This window comes from Sulfitobacter sp. TBRI5 (assembly GCF_051013555.1).
In the GTDB taxonomy this organism is placed as follows: domain Bacteria; phylum Pseudomonadota; class Alphaproteobacteria; order Rhodobacterales; family Rhodobacteraceae; genus JL08.
The window spans coordinates 583,294-602,791 of record NZ_CP112884.1; the positions used below are offsets into that span (position 1 = coordinate 583,294).

Consider the following 19,498-nt stretch of genomic DNA (forward strand, 5'->3'; position numbering starts at 1 on the left):
GAAACACCAGACCAATGCTAGGGGCGCGATCGGGATCAGACGATGTCTTCGGTCAAACCCGGCATCGCGCGACCGAACTGTTCGGCGGGTTGCGTATCATGGGGCACCAGAAAGCCGGTGCGTTTGTCCGGCGCGCAGGTTGCATTCTGTTCCACCAAATTGCGCCACGCGACCACCGCCCTTAGCGGATCATAGAATTCCGGCCCAGCGTCTTGCCCCAGCCAGTGGCCGAACACACGTTGCCTTATCGCCCGGACGGTCGCGGTATCCTCGATCAGTACGCCGGCTTCGGTATCCCAGTAAAAGCTGCGTCCGTTCAGGTTGGCCGAAGATATGATCGCCGCGTCTTCATCGAAAACAGACACTTTTGCATGCACGTAGATGATCGGCGATCCGCACAGTTCATCCCGATCCCCGGTGGACGATGTATGCGGGCGCACGGGCGAACAGATCACCACACGATCCCCGAACCCCGCCTTGAGCGTGGCAAGACATTTTGCCTGTAGGTTTTCGCCATAACGTGCATCCGTCGACGTCGAACCTTCAAAGGCCACATCGTCAGGGGCCGCGGGCAGGATCAGGATCAGCGACAGTTCGGGGCGCAAACGAGCGGCCCGTGCCAGCGTTTTTGCAAACTTTTGATCCCGAAAGTACTGGGTTTCAAGATAGATCAGGTTGCGGGCCTCTCGGGCCAGACGATGGTGCGTTTGCGCCAGCCCTGTTGCCACGGGATGCGGCGACAAATACGGAAAATTCATTTTGCGCGGCACCGACAGCGTGGTCAGAAAACGGCTGTTGGATGGCGCGGCTTTCGCGCCGACTCCCATGTACAGAAAATCCTCCAGATGCTTCTGGGCGTCTTTGACAACCGCCCCTTCGCACATCATCTGCACATCGTGCCATGTTTCATCACGCTGCCTTTGATGATACAAATCATCATAGCGCCGTTCATCCAGATCAAGCCCGCCGATGCACAAGGTCTTGCGATCGAACACTGCCATTTTCTGGTGGTGGGTTGCGGGCACGATCTCACAAGGGGGCCAGGGGCGTGCGGACAATACGTCATCGTTCTTCCGCCTCAGCAAAACGCGCAGACCGGGGCTGCATTCCAGCACCCGTTCTCTTGAATCTTCGTCCATTGCGTTCAGCCTATCGGCATGTTCACGCAACTTTTTGTACATGCCCGGCCACAACAGCGCTTTGGGCAACAGCCCGGCGCGGGCCGTGTGAAGCGCATTGATGACGCGCAAACGTGCACGTGGCCCCGCCACTTCGGCGGCGGCAACAAAAGCCCGCCGCGACCGCCACGAGGTACAATGCAGGTCATGCCCGACAACCGGATCAAAATCCGACAGAACCATGTGCACCGCCACGCCGCGTTTCAGCACATGCACCATCAGATCAAACCAGTCTGTTCCGATGCGTTGCGCCGCCTTGCTGCGCAACCGCGTGGAAAGATCAAAGATGCGGTAGCCGGCCCAGATTTCCTCGCGTGCTTCAAGAAACGCCTGCTCCATCGCCGGATAGGCTTCCTCGGCGGTGATCAGAAGACGCACATGCGTAACCGGCGCTTTCAAAGAGATATCTGAGGAATTCATAAGCCAACCTGACATGAAACAAAATCTTGGACCAGTCCGATGACCCGACAGTTCGATCGGAAATCAGGCGTTTTCATCCTCGGGCTGGAATGCCTCGAACGGAAACGTCACAACGAACACGTAACGCCCGTTTTCCAGTGATTGTTCCGCCGTGCCCCCCAATTGCTGGGAAAACGTCCGGATCAATTTGCGCCCCAGACGGACAGCACCCTGATCCGTGACTTCCTCGGAAACGGAATTGGCAAGTTCAAGGATAATGTCAGCCCCGTCCGCCGTGTCGGTTTGTTTCAGGCGAACATTGATAAACAATTCTCCGTCGCGGTTTTTCCCTGAGTATTTCAGCGCGTTTGTGAATGCTTCGGTTGCAAGCATCGCCAACGGGCTGGCCTGATCGGGCACCAGCGTCACCGGATCCATATCAGTGGTCAGTTTGATCCCGCGCATTGTTTCGGACCCGATCGCAAGCAACTGGGAAAACAGGCTTTCCAGAAGCACATCAATCCGCACATTCGACAGTTCGGTTGTCTGATAGAGTGCCCGGTGCACGGTGGCGAGGCTTGACAATCTGTCTTGCACCGTGCGCAGCGCATCCCGCGCCTCTTTCGATGTGGCCTGGCGTGACTGCAGGTTCAGGATCGAAGATATCAGTTGCAGGTTGTTCTTGACCCGATGATGCACTTCCTTCAGCAGCACTTCGCGTTCAAAAACCCGGTTTTCCAGATCGGCTTCGTCATGCAAAAGCTTGAATGCAACGCTATGGAAGGTGTGTGCGATCTGCTGAATCTCGGCCGGTGAATCGTTCAGTGCGTCACCTCGAAACGCAATCCGCTTGTCGGCGAAATCATGCATGCTGCGCCCAAGCCTGCGCAACGGGCGGATCACCTGACGCTGGATCGCCATCAACCCGACCAACAGGCTGGTGATCCACATCAGGATCGGGAACATGATCGTTGCAGACTCGTATTTGACGCTTTGCACCAGTGGCGTCTCAGGTTTCCAGACACCCAGCGCATAGGCCTCTCCCGGGATAATCGGGACAAGGGCAAAATCGCGTTTGGTTCCCTGAACTGTCGGGGCGGTGAAGGCCTGTCTTGGCAGGCCGACCAGTTCAGCCAGGGACCGGTCCACGGGCAACAGTTGCGAAACCTCCTCTTTGGGAACATCCGAGGTCAGTATCGTTCCTTCGGCATTGAAGGTCACAACGGTCGCTTCCCGCGCGATATCGATCCTGTTGCGTTCCCGCACCATCGGCTGTCCGGAAAAAGACAATGATACGAACCCCAGAAAATCCTGTTCCTTTCCATAGACAGGCTGAATGACAATGATCACGGGAACACCCGTCACTTCGCCTGACGGATTGAAAGACACCCGTTCCTGCGGGTTTTCAAACAGCTCTTTCGAGGACGGGTTATCGGAAAAATCATAGCGCTTGTCGAAATTGTTGCACACCGAAAGTCCGTCTGAATTGGTAAAGCCGACGAACAGGGTGTGCGGCGTGCTACGGGCCGCACGCTGCATCAGCGCAACACAATCTGTTGCAGCCGGATCAAGAACCGCGACCGCATCGGCCAGCCCGTTGGCCGCACCAAAGGCGGCAATGATCATTTCACGTTCCGGTCTGACGATATCCGAGGTCTGCGCCTGCAAACTGGCCTGATAGGTCTGACGGGCGGCGGTGATCGCCTTTTGCGTTTGTGCAACTGCCAGCAAACCAAGCGGCAACAACGCCAACGTCAAAAGGATCGCGACACGCACCGATAGCGATCGGGCGGGGCCGCTGGCCTCTTCCGGCGCGGCACCCGCCAAGGCGTTCAGGGGCGTCGCCTGCCCTTGGCTGTGATCCTCGCTCATCCGGATCTTGGGTTGCTTGCGATGACGCCGATTGTAGCCTGATCGGTCAGTTCCAGCGCATCGTCATCGTTTAGCTTCAGCAACTCTGCCAGGGTTTTACGGCCGCGGTTGACCCGGCTTTTGATGGTGCCCACGGCCACCCCGCACATCTGTGCCGCATCGATATAGGAAAATCCCTGTGCCCCGACCAACATCAGAGCCTCGCGCTGTTCATCGGGCAGTTGTTCGAACACCTTGCGGAAATCGGCCATGGCCAGACGCCCGTCATGGGCCGGTTTTTCCGCGATCTGGTCCGTCAGCACACCGTCAATATCGGCGACTTCGCGTTTGGCCTTGCGGCGTTCGGAATAAAACGTGTTGCGCAGGATCGTGAACAGCCAGGCGCGCATGTTCGTGCCGGGCTGGAACTTGTCGATATTGGTCCACGCCTTGACGACGGTATCCTGAACCAGATCGTCGGCGCGGGACACATCGCGGGTCAGGGACAGGGCAAAGGCCCGCATCGATTTGAGGTGTATGGCGATCTCGTCGCGCGGATCAAGCCGGGCGGGATCGTCTTCAGACAGCGCAACGTTCATTTGTCACCGCCTTGCTCTTTCAACTGGCGCAACAAAATCTTGAACCTTTCGGGAACCTCTTCATCTATGATATCATCATAGACGCGCTTGAGGTTCTCGCCGATCTGATCCTTTTGCCCGGCGCTTTTTTTGTCGGCGCCGCCGTCTTTATCTGTTGGCCCGGTCATGAATACACGTGCTACCTTTTTTGAAGTTACATGGAACCTAACGCCCAACTTGCGCGTTGGTTCCCGCGAAGTCATGAAAAATTTGGAGGGTTAATGAAAACCACGGAACCAGAGAACGATGTGACAGCACAGATTGCGGCACATCTTCCTTATCTCAGGCGCTACGCGCGCGCATTAACCGGCACACAAACCACCGGCGATGCCTACGCAGCCGCCACGCTTGAGGCGATCCTGCACGACCGATCCGTGTTCGAAACCGGTTTACCCGCACGCGTCGCCCTGTTTCGCGCCTTCCATCTTGTCTGGAATAGTGCCGGCGCGCCCGCCGATGCGCCGGAACAGGGGCTGGAACAGGCGGTGCACAGCCATATCGGTGTGCTGGCGCCTGACACGCGGCAGGCGCTGCTGCTGAACAGCGTTGAACAGTTCAGCGTTCCCGACATCGCGCAGATCATGCAGATATCGCAGGATCAGGTGGAATACCTTATTGATCTTGCCCGCCGCGAGATTGACGCAAGCGTCGCCGGCAAGGTTCTGGTGATCGAGGACGAGGCCATTATCGCAATGGACATCCACGACATCGTCACCTCAATGGGCCATCACGTGACCGGCATCGGGCGCACCCAGAAAGGTGCGCTGAAGCTTGGGCTTGCCGAGGCGCCCGATCTGATCCTTGCCGATATCCAGCTGGCGGACAACTCGTCCGGGATTGATGCGGTCAACGATCTGCTTGAACAGATCGGCCAGATTCCGGTGATCTTCATCACCGCGTTTCCCGAACGGTTGCTGACCGGTGAGCGCCCGGAACCCGCCTTTGTGATCGCAAAGCCCTATTCCGAAGATCAGGTGCGCTCGGCGGTCGGGCAGGCGCTGTTCTTTTCGTCAACCGAAACGCTGAAGGCGGGCTGACAAAAAAAAGACCCTGCCGAAGGATACGGCAGGGTCAGGTAGAAGGGGCCGGGAAAAAGGGACGGGATCCGGCCCCGATCAAGCTCTTATTCCGCGGCGATGGCGCGCAGCATCCAGGCGGCCTTTTCGTGAAACGCCGACCGCGCTGTCAGAAGATCCGCCGTCACGTCGTCATGTTCTTTTTCCGCGATCTTGATGGCGGCATGCATCCGGTGTGCCAGGCGCGCGTGATCCTTGGCCAGATCTTCGACCATTTCGCGTGCGGATGGTGTCTGATCCAGATCGTCAATCACACTGTCATGGGCAAGTGTCGCGAAGGACATTGGCGTCAGCTTGCCTAGAGCGCGGATACGCTCGGCCATCACATCAACGGCACCGAACATCTCTTCGTACTGTTCTTCCGTCAGCTTGTGGATCGAATAGAATAGCGCACCTTCCACGTTCCAGTGATAGGCGTGGGTCTTGAAGATCAGCCGATAGGTGTCGATTACTGTATCCGACAACGCTGCGGCCACCGGTGCGGTATCCCTGACACCTGTGCCGACTTCGTTTTCTTCGGGAACGACCGTGAGGGCATCTGCCATGATGAAACTCCTTTTTGGTTAAACTCTGGTTTGCCTCCGGCTGGGCCAAAGGACAGTAATTAGGGAAAGTGGTGTTGTTCTAGCGCGGGGTGTTGCCGCGCAGCGCACGGGCGACCATGGCAATGACGAACAACGCCAGAAAGATGAAGAACAGGATCTGTGCGATCCCGGCTGAGGCTGTCGCGATACCGCCAAATCCGAAAACGGCGGCGATCAGGGCAACGACAAAGAAAACTACGGCCCAATAAAGCATGTCTTGGTTCCTTTCATATAATATGCGCCTCTCTGGCGCTCACTGCCCTATCAACGTGCGATGCACCGCGAAGTTCCGCAGAACGGCAAAAAGAATGGTTGGGCAACCGGCGGAACTTTATTGTCCCGTCTGCGTTGGCTGTGAGAAATGACAGTTGAAAATGAAAAGGAGATCATCATGGCCAGCACGCAAAAGAAATCAAATGGTTCTGCTTCGGCCCCGACAGCCGAAGATCTGGGGGCACAGCTTGAAACTCTGAAAGCCGACATCGCCTCGATCACGCAATCGCTGGGTGATATGGCAAAGGCGCAAGGCAATGATCTGAGCGCCGCCGCCAAGGAACGTGTGGCCGACGCCAAGGCCAAGGGTTCGGAACATATCGCGGATCTGAACGCACAGGCAGAACATCTGGGTGCGCAGGCCGGTGAGTTCGTTCACAGGAAACCGGCTGTCGCGCTTGGAATGGCAGCAGGGCTGGGCTTTCTTTTTGGCCTCATGTCCCAGCGCCGGTAAAGACATGACCGGAGTTATTGATCATCTCAAGGCGCGCTCGGCCCATGCGGCCCGGCGCGCCGCGTTAGGGGCAGGCGCAACGGCCCTTATCATCGTGGGCGCAGGATTTCTGACCTCTGCAGCGTGGATGCTTCTGGCGCAAATGCAGTCGCCCTTGTTCGCGGCGACAGTTATCGGCAGCGCCTATGTAGGCGTCGGATTGGTTTGCATTGGCATTGTCCTGTCTTCATCCGAACAGGCACCTGCGTCAACAGCCACATCGCACAGCACCGAAAACGCAAAACGTGCAGCGGACCTGCCGACTTTGGCCGAAGCATTTGTATTTGGCCTGAATGCCGGATTATCCGCGGACCAGCGGCGCGCAAAAAGACCGCATTGATCAGATCAATGCGGTCCATCCGCTTGGCACGTCAGGCGCGACCCGGCGTAGAACGCGGACCCGCGAACAGCCAGATAATGAACCCGAGGATCGGCAGAATAAGCACCAGCAAGGTCCAAAGCACCTTCTTGCCCGTCGATGCGCCCGATCCGACGATTGATATTATGGCCCAGATGTCCAGAACCAGAACAATCAGTCCGCCAACTCCAGTGATTTCCACCATTTTCTTCTCCTTTTTTGCCGAATGGCTTTGTTGCATCGGACCAGAAGGTGAAACACGCCGCATGTGATGCAGGGTAGTTCGCTTTGCTTTTGTCCGGCACATCCCTGTGACAACGCGCAGTCTGTCCCTTGGGTTCCATGCCAATTGGTGCGGGGAAAAGCGACCCGCCTTCCCGATATGTTCCGGCAAACCGTTTGTCTGTTATAGCATGACTTCGATTTCAGCGCCGCAAAAGGCCGCTACCGCAGCGCGCGCGGCACCTGCATCCAGCAGGCAACAGGCTGTCGACAGCCCGTCTGCCACAGCGGCAGACGGGGCGCTGACCGAAACAAGCTTGTGTTGCGCACCGTTCGATGTTGCTGTCGGATCAATGATGTGAGCTGCGTTAACCGCCGTTGGGAAAATCGTTCCATCGGGGGCCGAAGTTGCAATTGCGCGATCGCGCAGCGCCACATGGTGCACAATCCTGCCGTCAGGCTGGCTGACCCCCGCCCGCCAGTCACGGCCATCGGGTCTTGAGCCTATCGCGGCGATTTCACCCATGTCGATCAGCACATTGTCCAGCCCGCGATCACGCAGCAATGCCGCAATCCGGTCAGTGATATAGCCTTGGGCAATCCCGTTCAGGGTCAGCGCCATGTCCGCACGCGTGAAGCGCACCATGCCGGCATCGAATCTAACATGCTGCCATCCAACCGCAGATCGTGCCGATGCAGGATCATCGCCCGTGGCCAAGGCACGCCAGACCGGCTGAACGGTGGGATCAAATGCACCCAGGGTTGCCGCATTCATCGACCCGGACAGGCTGAGCACATGCAACAAATCGGCCGAGGGCGCAGCAAGTTGCCCGCTGATGTTGAGCCTGACGATTTCGGATTCGTCACGATACAGGCTGAAGATGTTTTCCAGCCGGTTCAATTCCTGCTCGACCACGCGGATTACCGGGTGCGCCTGATGCTGGGACAGCCCGCTTAACTGCATCGAGGCGCCAGCGCCAAGGGCGCGGCCCTGCCAGCGAACAACTTCTGTGGCCCGAACTTGCGTGGCACACAATGTGCAGGCCGCGGAAATGGTCAGAAACCGGCGGCGGGACAGTGTCTGGGTCATGCGGGTGTCTCCAGTGGCTGTTCAAGGTCGACCGGCCCAAGGGCCGCGTCGTCTGGTATTAATCCGAAAGTCACCGCCTCGCCTCCGTAGGTGGCAATGAACGCCTCGGCCGCAGTCGCATCGGCGAACGGCACGATTTCCGGCGCGCCCATCCCACCTGCAACCCCCGCACCGACCACAAAAACCGCGGTGTCAGCCACGATCCAGTTGCCGATACCGGGCTGGTCCCAGGATGGTGCCACGCCCATATCGCTGACATAAACCACCTTGATCGGGGCGTCCCTCTCCGGGCTTTTGACATAGGCGATTAGATCGCGCACCTGAGCAAAGAAAATCGGCTGCTCCATTCCGGCCAGATGGATCTGTCCTTTTGGCCCGCCATGTTCGGAAATATTCATCTGGCAGAAATAACTCAGCGCTTCCTGGGTCAGTGGAACCGGATCAGGAATGGCGATTGTCTCTTCCTTGCAGGCGGCAAATGCGAGTATCGGGATCAGGATCAGGTGTTTCATGGCTCGACCCGTCTGAAGGCAGCGCAGGCCAATCCGAACCCCAGAAGCGGCCAGCTTAACAGCGACAGGGGGGCGGCCCAGACCGGTAGCATCTGCGCCGCTCCGGCCATACCACTTGCAAGCGCCACACCGTCAGAGGCAGCTACATTCCAGACCCGGAACGCATCTGCCGGATTTGCGACCATAACCCATGGAAAAATCTTCTGGGTAAAGACGCCACCGTCATCCAGAACCACCGCGCCCAACAGGCCCAGATCAAACAGAACCACAAACACCAGCCAAAGCCCGGCAGCCAGACCGGCAGCGGCAGCGGGCGATTTCGCCAGTGACGACAGCGCGTACCCAAGCAGGACAAACACCGCTCCCAACAGCGTGGCCGTCACGACCAGACGGAACAGGGCCAGCACACTTTCGCTTCCAGCTCCGCCCGCCAGTGCAGCAACAACACCCGCGCTGCCCAAGCCAATGCAGGTCGCAATCCCGAGGGCAGCCAGATGCGCCAGAAACTTGCCGATCAAAATCTCGCGCCGCCCGGCCGGATAGGCCAGCAGCAAACCCAGTGTGCCGCGGTCACGCTCTCCGGCGATCGTGTCAAATGCGATCATCAGCGCCAGAAGCGGCGCAAGGTATACGGCCAGCGTGGTCATCGACGATACAGATACCGTCAGCATATCGACGCCAAGCGTACCCGTCGGCGCGGACCCGGCAAAGGTCAGCGCCAAAGCGAAAAGAACCATAATCGCGGTGGCCAGCACCAGCCACCAGTTGCGCCGCAGGATCAGCATTTCGGCGCTGGCAATGGCAAAAACCCTTGGGATCATGTGTTTTCCCCTTTTGCATAGTGGCGGTACAAGTCTTCAAGGCGCGGCGGGATCATTTCTATATCGGCCACCGTGTCGCCCATCGCCGCGATCCGGCGCAGTTCTTCCATCTTGCGGTCCGCCTGACAGTAAAGCTCGACCGATGCGCCGTTGATCCGCGTGCCCCCAGTCGCATGTGCGATCTGGTCCGCCTGCCCGTCCCGCGCCAGAATGCGCAGCCGCGTTGGCAGGCCTGCCACACGCGACAGGTTGGCCAGCGTGTCATCCGCAACCTTGACGCCCTGACGCAGAATCGCAATGCGGTCCGTCTGAGCCTCGACCTCGGTCAGGGCGTGGCTGGCGATCAGGACAGCGGTGCCTTGCGCCGCCAGTTCATCGATAATGGCATAAAGGTCCTGACGCGAAATCGGGTCAAGCCCGCTGGTCGGTTCGTCCAGCAATGCGACTTTGGGTGTGCCAAGCAGAACCTGGGCCAGACCCAGACGCTGCCGCATGCCCTTGGAATAGGTCCCGATGCGGTTGTCGGTGGCGCCGGCCAGCCCGACCCGCTGCAACAGCGCTTCGATATCGGGCTTGGGGCCGCCTGTCAGGCGCGCGAACAAAGTCAGTTGCTCTCGGCCTGTCAGCGTCGGATGGAAATTCACAGACTCGGGCAGAAAGGCGACAGCGGCGCGACCCGCGCTGCTTCCGGGGCGGGCCCCGTTGATCGAAATTTCGCCGCTGTCCAGAGATGTCAGGCCAAGGATCAGCTTGATCAGAGTTGATTTGCCAGCGCCGTTGTGCCCCAGCAAAGCCACACGTTCACCCGCGCCAACACGCAGATCAATGTCGTTCAGCACCTGCATCTTTCCGCGCGTTTTACAGACTGACCGGATTATCAGCGTTTCATCCTTCATTGGGCACCTGTTCATTTACCGCCGGCATGTCAGCGTTCATTTTTGGGAAACTGTCGATCACCCCGCCGGGCAGCAGGGCCGGAAATGCGGCCTGTGACCATCTGACCAACTGGACTGCGGGCGAGCCAAGCAACAACTTGGCAGCGGGCTGCGTCCACAAAACGTGATCCATACTGTCATTCGGACGATAGGCGGTATCAGCGACACCGTCACCATCCAGATCATAGGCGGCAAAATCGCTCCAGAAATTGCCCTCCCCGTCTTTTGACCATTCGTCCCATTTGGTGCTGACATATTTCACCTGCGTCCGGTTGCCGACAAAGGCATTGCCAGTGATTTCATTGTCAGCAGATCCGGCGGTGAAATGAATGCCGATATCACAGCGTTCAAACCAGTTGCCGGAAAAGGTGTTCTTGTTGGAATTGTACAGAAACGCACAGCGGTTTTTTCCGTTTCGAACGACGTTACCGGTGATTTCCGAATTGTTGGTGTAATTCATCATGATGCCATGTTCGCGGTCGTTCAGTGACAGGTTATTGGTCACCTTGACACGCTTGGAAAACATCACCGCATAGCCCAGATCGTTGCCGATCGACACGTTTCCGGACACTTCGGATTGGTTCGCATACATGTAATGCACGGCAAAACGCAGATCGCGAAAGCGGTTGCCGGTGAAAATGTTGCGCTTGGATGAATTGACAAAAATACCATCCCGCCCCCAGCGTACGTCGTTGCCGTCAACCACTGCGCCCGGTGCGTTCCAGACATAGATGCCGTTGCCACGGTCGTTCATGCGACGATCCTGTCGGCCTTCTATTCGGTTGTCGGCGACCCGGGCATCGCGCGCGCCATGGATGTCGACGCCGTAAAGATTGCCCAGCAAAACGTTGTTGCGGATAATGGCGCCGGTTGCACCAGCTGTAAGCTGCACACCGGAATCGATGGTTTCGTGGTCAGATCCGGACCCCACGATGGTCAGACCCTGTACCACCACATCGGGCACCGTCACGGTGACAACGCTGCCGTGTCCGCCGCCGTCCAGCGTGGCGTGGCCCCGCCCGTCAAGCGTGACGGGTTTGTCCAGCACAACGGTTTCGAAATAGGTGCCGGGCCGCAAGAGCAAAGTGTCGCCCGGTGCGGCCCGGGTCAGAGTTTCAGCGATGGCCCCCGTGCGCGCCGGTACATCCCACTCGGCCGCCCAAAGCGGCAAAGCAGTCAGAACCAATGCAAAAGTCAGGGGCCAGCGCATGATTCAGCTTGCCCGCGGTTCGACGAACATGCGGCCGCGCATTTCCATGTGCAGCGCGTGGCAGAACCACTGGCAATAATACCAGTGCACACCCGGTCTTGCGGCGGTGAAGGTCACCGATGCTGTCGCCTGCGGCCCGACTTCCATTGCGACGCCAAAGTTGGCCAGACAGAACCCGTGGGTGACATCGTCAACATCGTCCATGTTGGTGACATAGATTGTGACTTCATCGCCTTCCTGCACGGTGAATTTCTCCATCGAGAATTCCGGTGCGACCGAGGACATATAGACCCGGACCTTGTTGCCGTCGCGAATGATCTCTTCATGTCCCCAATCCAGATCGACGCCATCGGCTTCGGCCTGTTTGCGGGCATCTTCCCACATCGGATCGGCACGATCCCATACATCGACAGGATTCACGATGTCCGCCCGCACGATGATACTGTCATGTGGTTCCGCAAAGGTTGGCCCGTCATGGACAACCCGCAACTCGCTTTCGGACAGGTCGATCACCTGTTCATTTTCGGGTTTCAGCGGCCCTGTGTTCAGGAACCTGTCTTTCGAGAACTTGTTCATCGAAATCAGCCACTTGCCATCGGCCTCTTTGGTTTCGCCCATCGAGGTAGAGTTGTGACCGGGCTGGTAATGCACATCGACCTTCTGTTCGATCGGATCGACATCTTCGCCAGCATAGGCGCGCAACGCCTTGTCGATGTTCCACTTGACGATCTGGCTGTCCAGAAACAGCGTGGTAAAGGCGTTGCCCTTGCCATCGAACGCGGTGTGAAGCGGCCCAAGACCCAGCTGTGGCTCTGCGACGATGCACGATCTGGGGTCGGCATCGCTTTCGAACAGGGCATCAACCTTGGTCACGTCGATCACCGAAACTGTCGGTGACAGCTTGCCGTTGATCATGACGTGCTTGCCGTCAGGCGCGGTGTTACAGCCGTGCGGACTGTTCGGGATCGGGATGTAGCGTGTGTAGTTCTTGTTCTGGCCCTTGCGCCCGTCAATCACAGGCACGCCGTTCAGAACCTGCACATCGCCATTGGCCACGCCTTCCTCGATTGCCTTGATGTTGAACACGACCACATGATCCATCTCGTTAGATGTCATTTCGGCCAGATTCATACCCATTTCCGAGTTGTAGCTGGTCGAAAAGGCGTATTTGCCCTGATAGTCGCAATCTGTGTTGTCAAGGTTCCCCGACACGATCACCTGCCACGAAATGGTCATTTCGTCACCGTCGATGGCGGTGAAGATGTTCACGTATTGCGACGGATCGTCCAGCACTTTGCCGTCGTTGACCAGCGGCGCTTCGTGTTCGCCATTGGCAAAAACATAACCGGTGCGCGGATATTTCTGCGGGCGCATGCCGTGAATGTCATGCGCGTTCGGAATTTCGATGATCTTGTCGCATTTCATCACGTCACAGCGCACACGGGCAACGCGCGTGTTGGCCTTGTCGTTCATGAACAGATAGCGCCCGTCATAGGTACCGTCGGTGAAGGACATGTGCGGATGGTGCAAGTCGCCGTTGTCATAGGTAACTTTGCCATTCGCAGCGAGGAATTCCTTGGTTTCGGGCAGCAGGCCCTCGGTCAGCACCTTCAGGCTTTCGTTGGTCTGGCCCCAACCGGTGGCCGAGCAGCGGTTGAACACCGGCACCCGCATCAGTTCGCGCATGGACGGAAAGCCCAGAATGCGCAGTTCGCCGGTCTGGCCGGATGACCAGAAGCCGTAATACTCGTCCAGCTCGCCGGGTTCGAGGTTGATCTTGCCCGATGCCTGCGCCGCGGTGCCCGCACTGTTCATCAGGCTGCCGCCGATGCCGGTTCCGGCCAGCATTGCGCCCGTTGCGGTCGCGCCCAGCATGGCGCGCCGTGTCAGGGCAAGTTCCTTGAAAGATTTTGACATTATGTAGTCCTCCTTTGAAGTTTAGGTTTCAGCCAGCTTTTGGGGCGGGCCTTTTTTCAGAATATCGTCGCTGACCTTTCCGACAGCGGCGCGTCGTTTCAGTTGCCGGATCACCACCGGGCATTTGGCATCAGACTGGTAAAGCACCTGGCAGTGCAGACAGTTGACGCATTCGTTGGGGTTGATTTCGCCGGTGGGGTGGATTGCCTGAACCGGGCATTCGTTGGCACAGGTCTGGCACGGGCTGCCGCATTCCTTGTAGCGGCGCAGCCAATCAAACATCCGCATCCGTGCGGGGATCGCAAGCGCACCGCCCAGCGGGCAAAGGTAGCGGCAGTAAAACCGTTCCACGAACAGGCCGATGACCAGAAGGCTGACGGCGAACACGACAAACGGCCAGTCGCGCACGAATTTCAGAATGATCGCCGTTTTGAAGGGCTCCACTTCGGCCAGCTGTTCTGCCAGCGGGATCGATGCCAGCGACACACCAAAGAGGCCCAGGAATATCATGTACTTGATTGGCCACAGACGTTCGTGCAGACCCCAGGGCACTTCCCATTGGGGCAGTTTCAGCGCGCGCGCGATCTGGTTGGTAAGTTCCTGCAGCGCACCAAACGGGCACAACCAGCCGCAATAGGCCCCCCGGCCCCAGAACAGCAGGGCCGCGGCGATAGCGAACCACTGGATGAAAACCAGCGGATCAAGCAGGAAGGCATCCCATGTGAAACCGCTGCGCAGAGATCCGGCCAGCGCCATCAGGTTGACGACCGACAATTGCGCATTGGCATACCAGCCGATGAAAAACAGGCTCATCGTCAGAAATCCGATCCGCACCCAATAGAACACGCGCGGGTTGGCGGTCGCCTGAAACTGGAAGAAAAAGATACCCGTCAGCGTTAATAGCATCACGCCAAGGATCACGATTTCGACAATCCGGTCGCGCCAGATGCGTTGCCACAGCGCCGCCTTGGCCGCTGCTTCGGCGCTGGCATCTTCGACCAGCGGTGCGGCGGTCGCGGGCAGCGGCGACAGATATTTCTTGGGCAGGGTATAGCCCAGATCAAATGTCAGAAACGTCTTTTCAACCGCGCCGATGGCACGCTGCACCAAAAGTTGCAGGCGAAACGGTTCGGTCGGATCGAATTCCGCGTCGGCAGGGATTTTGAAGATATCAAGTTCTGTAAAACTGGGTGCATCCGGCGCCGCCAGACTGCCCAGACGTCTTTGTTGTTTGTCAAAGAAACGAACCGAATTATCGCCCTGGATCATCTGAATCCGGTCGAAAATGCCGCCCCGGACATACCCAGAGCCTTTGAACGAATAAGAGCCGCGACCAAGCACCAGAATGGCGTGTTCGCCGTCTTCTAGCCAGTTTTTCAGGTTGTTGTATTCGGCGTCTCCCAGCAGCGACCGGCCGATCGACGGCACCGAAACAAGCGCCAGATGCATGTCGATAAAGGTTTCGTCCGCATCGCCCGGTTCCGGGCGTTTGATGGCACGGGCATCGCCCGTTGCCTCAAACGCAGCGTTCACCTGCCCAACGTCCAGCGTCAGGCGGCGCACCGATCCGTCACCGGACAGGGTGGCCCAGTCGTAAGTCTCATCCTGCGCCATATCCAGTTCGCGCCGTGGTCCTTCGGCCTGATGCGGTGCAAGCCCGCCCAGCGCCAACGCCCGCGCAACCTTGATCCCGGCGCGCACAAGACTGTCGTCGATGATCATGATCGTCACTGTCGCACCAGAGATGATATCCAGATCATGCGCATCACCACCCGATGCGGCTTCGGCCTTGAGATCAAGACCTTTGTAACCTTCGGTCAGCGCCGTTATCTTCGAATTGGGAATACCGATCAGCACGATAGGTTCAGAGTGCTTGACCAGTTCTACGCCCGTCAGAACCGCGTCTGCATCAATTGCCGCAACCACATGGATCGGCTTGCCCGAATACCCAGTCGTGCCGACAAAATCGGATGTCAAAAAGGCCCAGGCGACGGTTTCGCCACCCTTGAGGACCGGTGCCACGGCGATATCATCACGCACCGGGCCAAAGGCGTCGGCCTCCGGATGCATCTGGGCGGGATCAAGTTTTGGAAGGAAGCTGGCCAGTGTTTCTGCTTGGGCTGGCAGGGTCGCGGCAAAAAATGCCAAAATGATGATTATCAGGGCTGTAAACCAGCCTCTTGTGGCACGCATGGCTGTCATGTTGCCGCTCCCACTTCTTGGGTTGACGACACCATGGGCGCGCAACTTGGTTGATAGGCTGCTTCTGCTTTGCCCATAGGGGGCCCGCGGCTATCGGGCCAGAATTGCGCAGTGTTTCTTACAACGGGGTCGGGCGTTTTGGGCGTCAGCTGCAATGCCATCGCACCAAACGGGCCAAATTCGCTTTTCTGCTCTGGCGCAACAGCCTGACTCAACGCACACAAGGCGCAAACCGGGCAATCCGGGCAGTCCGGCACGTTTCTGTCTTGGCTGGCATCGGTTTCGACCAGCACCTCGACTGCGCCAAACTCGCTGCAAATCGTCATCCAGACGCCACCGTTCGACGCTTGCGCGACCAGCGGTGAAAACAGTTGCACCAGCAACAGGAATATCCCGGCAGCAGCCCCATAACGGCTGCCGAACCGGGCGCGCCGGTTCAATGCGTAGTGGAAGCCAGATTTCAGGGACATGAGCGGGAGAGAGCCTTGATCGATCAAAAGATGATCACAATCTACAGCCGCGAATCCGGACGAGCCTTGATTTTTGTCAGGTCGAAGTCGATTGATTTTCTGGTTTGCCCCAGGCCGTGCGGTCGTAGGAAACCTTGCACAGGCCCAATTTGCCGACAGTCTAGTTGGGGCGGCTTAGAATAAATATCGCCGCTGCGATCAGGCAAACCGCCTGCACAGCAAGAATGCTGATCGGGACAGTCATCGCGACAGACAAGCCAAAGGCGAAACACATCATGGCCATGGCGATGCGTTTATAGCGCGGCGCAATGGCGCCTCGCGCTTTCCAGTCAGCGATGGCCGGCCCAAAGGCGCGACTGTTTTCCAGCCGCATTTGCAGGGACGGCACGCTTCGCGAAAACGCAAATGCAGCAAGAATTGCAAATGGCGTTGTAGGCAACACCGGAAGAACCACGCCCAAAACAGCAAGCCCAAGTGCTGCGCCACCCAAAACCTGCCACGCCAGTCGCCGAACAAAACCGCACTGACGGATCAACTCCGGCCGGCATTCGGAACGTCCGGGTTGGCGGTCTTGGGGACACGCAAAGGCAGCAATCTGATCCCGCTGCAAATCCATAGTCTATTTCGTCCCTGCATTGCGACGCGGCGCATTGAACGTCGATTGGCTGAGTATTTGCCCGCTTCCGTCCAGGGTAAGCCGCAACGCCCGGTCTTGATGAAAGAACGTCAACCTCCAGCGCCCTTCGTCTTCATCAACGCCCTTTTCGCACCGCGACATCATGCCACCGGATTTCATCAGTTTCTGAACATCAGCTTCGGAAAGAGCGAACGCTTTGGCCACCAGACCCGCATCCACAATGAACCCGTCACTGCCAACATCAACATTTGTCACGGCATATCTTTCCAGTAGTTGTTGGCTGCCGCCACGGTCGCGAAATGGGTGGCGACAACATGGCTTGCCGCGATCAGGGCATCCGAATCTTCGGCATATTCAGGCCGCAGGCGCTCTCGCGTTTCCGCGTCCGGCTGCGTCAGCTTGACCGTAACACGCGAAAGCTTGATCGCCAGTTCATAACCTGCTTGCGGGGTTTGTGTGATCAAAGTCGGGAGCCATTCAGACATGGTTTATCCTTCCGTTTTTGTCAGGGTTCAGGCCGGTGTTAAACTGTCGGCAAGTGTAATATCGGCAAGTGTGGAACGATCGAGATCGGCAAGAAACGCCTGCTCGGCTGCACGCAGACGCACCTTCAATCGGCATCGCCTGCTGATCGTGCAATCACTGTGCGCGGACCCGAAACATTCGACGATCGGCTGGTCTTTTTCCAGCACTGCAACAATGGTGCCCAAGCGCAATTGATCCGCCGGTTGCGCCAGCACGGCCCCGCCACCGCCGCCGCGTCTTGTCCTGACGATTTCCGCACGGGCCAGACGCTGCATGATCTTGCTCAGATGGTTGCGTGACAGCCCGAATTCCTCTGCCAGCTCGGCGGTGGAAAACGCGCGCTCCGGTGCACTGGCCATTCGCATCAGCATGCGCAAACCATAGTCGGTAAATGTTGTCAGACGCATCAGATATCCTCTGGTCTCAATGGGTATTTAAAATACCTATTAACAGATACGCTGAGACGGACAAGTAAAATATGCCGTCTTTGGTCAGGTCAGCGCCCGTTCAAATACTTTCGCCGCCGTCAATGACCAATGCGTGCCCCGTCATGAACGAGGAATTGTCCGACGCCAGAAAAACGATACCGGCTGCGATCTCTTCCACGGTGCCAAAACGGCCCATCGGTATGGTTGCGTGTACATAATCTTCCAGCTTGTCGCGCCCGCCCATCTGGATTTCAAACCCGCGATTGAACGGCGTATCGATAAATCCGGGGCACAGCGAATTGAAACGAATGTTTTCCTTGGCGTAATCGGCCGCCATCTGGCGTGTCATCGCCAACACCGCATGTTTGGTGGTGGCATAGGCGATCATTTCACGGTCGTACTGTACTCCGGAATTTGACGAGGTGATGATAATGCTTCCGCCTCCCTGCGCGCGCATGGGGGCAATAGCGGCTTGCGCCGCGACAAAATGCGCCCTCACGTTCAGCGCCCAAGATGCATCCATGTCGGCAACCGCCACTTGCTCAAGTTTGCCTTCAACCTGAAGGCCGGCATGGGAATGCAAAATATCCAGACGGCCTTTGGATCGGGCTGCATTTTCGATAGACGCGATCAGGGCCTGATCGTCGGTCACATCCAGATGGATCGCTTCGGCGGCATACCCTGCCGCGATTATGGTTTTCACCAATGACTGCGCAGAGGATGCGTTGCAGTCCGTTACAAATACATATGCTCCTTCGCGGGCCATCGCCTGCGCCCCGGCCGCACCGATGCCGGATCCAGCACCGGTGACAAAAGCAACCTTGTTCTCAAGCAGCAAACCGAATTCCTTTCGAAACAGAAAAGGTCATCTTTTTGCCCCGCGCTGCAGAATAAGCTGCGCGATCACAAGCATGATCAGCGAGACAAGCATTACCATGGTCCCGATGGCATTCACTTCCGGGGTGATGCCGCGCCGAATGGACGAAAAGATATAGATCGGTAGTGTCGTTTCCGATCCGGCTACGAAAAAGGCAATGATGAAATCGTCAAAACTGAAGGTGAAACTGAGCAGAAAACCAGCAAGGATGGCCGGCGCAATCAGCGGCAGTGTAATCTGGCGGAACGTTCCAAAGGGCGTCGCGTAAAGATCCGCCGACGCCTCGTTCAGCGCCCCTTCCAACCCGGCCAGTCTGGCACGCACAATGATCACCACAAGCGCCAGGGTAAACATCGTGTGCGCCGCGATCAAAGAGCCCATTCCCATCGAAAGCGTTGGCGCCGATGCAGTGGTGGGCCACACCGCCGCCAGCCACGGGTTCACGACACCAAAGACAGTCACCAAAGCGATCAGGGTCGCGATACCGATCACAATACCCGGGATCATCACAGCTATATAGATAAGCGCATCAAAGAAGGCCCGTGCAGGGCCGCGAATACCCTGCAATCCCACCGCAGCCAATGTACCCAGTATGCTGGCCAGCGTGGCCGAGACGAAGGCGACGAACAGGCTGTTTCCAAGTGCATCCATGACAAAAGGATTGTTCAACGCACGTCCGTACCACTGGACAGACAGGCCCTCTAGCTGGCTGGCACTGCGCCCCGCGCTGAAACTGAACAACGCGATGATTGCGATGGGCGTATAAAGAAAGATGTAAACACAGATAGCGTATATGCGCATG

24 protein-coding genes are annotated in these 19,498 nt (G+C 57.8%); 3 read left to right on the top strand and 21 right to left on the bottom strand.

Going from position 1 to position 19,498, the window contains the following annotated elements; all coding sequences use genetic code 11:
- Positions 1–35 precede the first annotated feature (35 nt).
- The 4 genes from OLX72_RS02930 to OLX72_RS02945 all read right to left on the bottom strand — a co-directional run bounded on the left by OLX72_RS02930 (position 36) and on the right by OLX72_RS02945 (position 4,194).
- The gene (locus OLX72_RS02930) at positions 36–1,598 is read right to left on the bottom strand and encodes a phospholipase D family protein (protein ID WP_433989777.1); all 1,563 of its coding nucleotides are present in this window, start codon (positions 1,596–1,598) and stop codon (positions 36–38) included.
- 63 nt (positions 1,599–1,661) lie between these two features.
- The gene (locus OLX72_RS02935; protein WP_433989778.1) at positions 1,662–3,449 is read right to left on the bottom strand and encodes a sensor histidine kinase; all 1,788 of its coding nucleotides are present in this window, start codon (positions 3,447–3,449) and stop codon (positions 1,662–1,664) included.
- Complete coding sequence (locus OLX72_RS02940) at positions 3,446–4,027, bottom strand: RNA polymerase sigma factor (protein ID WP_433989779.1); 582 nt, start codon at positions 4,025–4,027, stop codon at positions 3,446–3,448. The genes OLX72_RS02935 and OLX72_RS02940 overlap by 4 nt, the downstream gene beginning before the upstream one ends.
- Positions 4,024–4,194 (bottom strand): NepR family anti-sigma factor, encoded by a 171-nt coding sequence (locus tag OLX72_RS02945; RefSeq protein WP_162798182.1) that lies wholly within the window; start codon positions 4,192–4,194, stop codon positions 4,024–4,026. The genes OLX72_RS02940 and OLX72_RS02945 overlap by 4 nt, the downstream gene beginning before the upstream one ends.
- Positions 4,195–4,287: 93 nt before the next feature.
- Between OLX72_RS02945 and OLX72_RS02950 the strand changes: the two genes are divergently transcribed.
- Complete coding sequence (locus OLX72_RS02950) at positions 4,288–5,103, top strand: response regulator (protein ID WP_114868971.1); 816 nt, start codon at positions 4,288–4,290, stop codon at positions 5,101–5,103.
- Positions 5,104–5,189: 86 nt separating this feature from the next.
- On the opposite strand, the gene OLX72_RS02955 is transcribed toward OLX72_RS02950, so the two are convergent.
- Positions 5,190–5,687 carry a Dps family protein gene (locus OLX72_RS02955; protein ID WP_433989780.1) on the bottom strand — a complete coding sequence of 166 codons (498 nt, stop codon included), beginning with the start codon at positions 5,685–5,687 and terminating at the stop codon, positions 5,190–5,192.
- A 79-nt stretch (positions 5,688–5,766) separates the two neighbouring features.
- Positions 5,767–5,940, bottom strand: coding sequence for a DUF1328 domain-containing protein (locus tag OLX72_RS02960; RefSeq protein ID WP_114868969.1), 174 nt, complete (start codon positions 5,938–5,940; stop codon positions 5,767–5,769).
- Positions 5,941–6,117: 177 nt separating this feature from the next.
- Here OLX72_RS02960 and OLX72_RS02965 point away from each other — a divergent pair, with 177 nt between their 5' ends.
- Both OLX72_RS02965 and OLX72_RS02970 read left to right on the top strand, forming a co-directional pair.
- Positions 6,118–6,453 carry a DUF883 family protein gene (locus tag OLX72_RS02965; protein ID WP_433989781.1) on the top strand — a complete coding sequence of 112 codons (336 nt, stop codon included), beginning with the start codon at positions 6,118–6,120 and terminating at the stop codon, positions 6,451–6,453.
- A gap of 4 nt (positions 6,454–6,457) precedes the next feature.
- Positions 6,458–6,832: a phage holin family protein gene (locus tag OLX72_RS02970; protein WP_433989782.1), complete on the top strand. Its 375-nt coding sequence runs from the start codon at positions 6,458–6,460 to the stop codon at positions 6,830–6,832.
- Between the two features lie 31 nt (positions 6,833–6,863).
- Here the strand turns inward: OLX72_RS02970 and OLX72_RS02975 are convergent, their stop codons facing one another.
- From OLX72_RS02975 to OLX72_RS03045, 15 genes are all read right to left on the bottom strand, one after another.
- Positions 6,864–7,055, bottom strand: coding sequence for a PLD nuclease N-terminal domain-containing protein (locus OLX72_RS02975; RefSeq protein WP_114872070.1), 192 nt, complete (start codon positions 7,053–7,055; stop codon positions 6,864–6,866).
- A gap of 201 nt (positions 7,056–7,256) precedes the next feature.
- The gene (locus OLX72_RS02980) at positions 7,257–8,162 is read right to left on the bottom strand and encodes an FAD:protein FMN transferase (RefSeq protein WP_433989783.1); all 906 of its coding nucleotides are present in this window, start codon (positions 8,160–8,162) and stop codon (positions 7,257–7,259) included.
- Positions 8,159–8,674 (bottom strand): nitrous oxide reductase accessory protein NosL, encoded by a 516-nt coding sequence (locus tag OLX72_RS02985; RefSeq protein WP_433989784.1) that lies wholly within the window; start codon positions 8,672–8,674, stop codon positions 8,159–8,161. The genes OLX72_RS02980 and OLX72_RS02985 overlap by 4 nt, the downstream gene beginning before the upstream one ends.
- Positions 8,671–9,495 carry an ABC transporter permease gene (locus OLX72_RS02990; protein WP_433989785.1) on the bottom strand — a complete coding sequence of 275 codons (825 nt, stop codon included), beginning with the start codon at positions 9,493–9,495 and terminating at the stop codon, positions 8,671–8,673. Before OLX72_RS02990 ends, OLX72_RS02985 begins: the two co-directional genes overlap by 4 nt.
- Positions 9,492–10,391, bottom strand: a complete 900-nt coding sequence (locus OLX72_RS02995) for an ABC transporter ATP-binding protein (RefSeq protein ID WP_433989786.1) — start codon at positions 10,389–10,391, stop codon at positions 9,492–9,494. The genes OLX72_RS02990 and OLX72_RS02995 overlap by 4 nt, the downstream gene beginning before the upstream one ends.
- Positions 10,381–11,640 carry a nitrous oxide reductase family maturation protein NosD gene (locus OLX72_RS03000; RefSeq protein WP_433989787.1) on the bottom strand — a complete coding sequence of 420 codons (1,260 nt, stop codon included), beginning with the start codon at positions 11,638–11,640 and terminating at the stop codon, positions 10,381–10,383. The genes OLX72_RS02995 and OLX72_RS03000 overlap by 11 nt, the downstream gene beginning before the upstream one ends.
- Positions 11,641–11,643: 3 nt before the next feature.
- Complete coding sequence (gene nosZ / locus OLX72_RS03005) at positions 11,644–13,557, bottom strand: TAT-dependent nitrous-oxide reductase (protein WP_114868962.1); 1,914 nt, start codon at positions 13,555–13,557, stop codon at positions 11,644–11,646.
- Positions 13,558–13,578: 21 nt separating this feature from the next.
- Positions 13,579–15,759 (bottom strand): 4Fe-4S binding protein, encoded by a 2,181-nt coding sequence (locus OLX72_RS03010; protein WP_433989788.1) that lies wholly within the window; start codon positions 15,757–15,759, stop codon positions 13,579–13,581.
- Positions 15,756–16,229, bottom strand: a complete 474-nt coding sequence (locus OLX72_RS03015) for a DUF2946 family protein (RefSeq protein ID WP_433989789.1) — start codon at positions 16,227–16,229, stop codon at positions 15,756–15,758. The genes OLX72_RS03010 and OLX72_RS03015 overlap by 4 nt, the downstream gene beginning before the upstream one ends.
- Before the next feature lie 160 nt (positions 16,230–16,389).
- Positions 16,390–16,845 (bottom strand): YbaN family protein, encoded by a 456-nt coding sequence (locus OLX72_RS03020; protein ID WP_433989790.1) that lies wholly within the window; start codon positions 16,843–16,845, stop codon positions 16,390–16,392.
- A 3-nt stretch (positions 16,846–16,848) separates the two neighbouring features.
- The gene (locus tag OLX72_RS03025; protein WP_433989791.1) at positions 16,849–17,121 is read right to left on the bottom strand and encodes a DUF6522 family protein; all 273 of its coding nucleotides are present in this window, start codon (positions 17,119–17,121) and stop codon (positions 16,849–16,851) included.
- Entirely contained in the window at positions 17,118–17,351 is a 234-nt protein-coding gene (locus tag OLX72_RS03030) for a hexameric tyrosine-coordinated heme protein (protein ID WP_433989792.1), read from the bottom strand. Before OLX72_RS03030 ends, OLX72_RS03025 begins: the two co-directional genes overlap by 4 nt.
- Before the next feature lie 27 nt (positions 17,352–17,378).
- On the bottom strand, positions 17,379–17,798 hold the full coding sequence (locus OLX72_RS03035; protein ID WP_433989793.1) for an Rrf2 family transcriptional regulator: 420 nt from the start codon (positions 17,796–17,798) through the stop codon (positions 17,379–17,381).
- A 100-nt stretch (positions 17,799–17,898) separates the two neighbouring features.
- A complete protein-coding gene (locus OLX72_RS03040) occupies positions 17,899–18,657 on the bottom strand; it encodes an SDR family NAD(P)-dependent oxidoreductase (RefSeq protein ID WP_433989794.1) in 759 nt (252 codons plus the stop codon).
- 27 nt (positions 18,658–18,684) lie between these two features.
- Positions 18,685–19,497 (bottom strand): ABC transporter permease, encoded by an 813-nt coding sequence (locus tag OLX72_RS03045; protein WP_433989795.1) that lies wholly within the window; start codon positions 19,495–19,497, stop codon positions 18,685–18,687.
- Position 19,498: the final 1 nt, after the last annotated feature.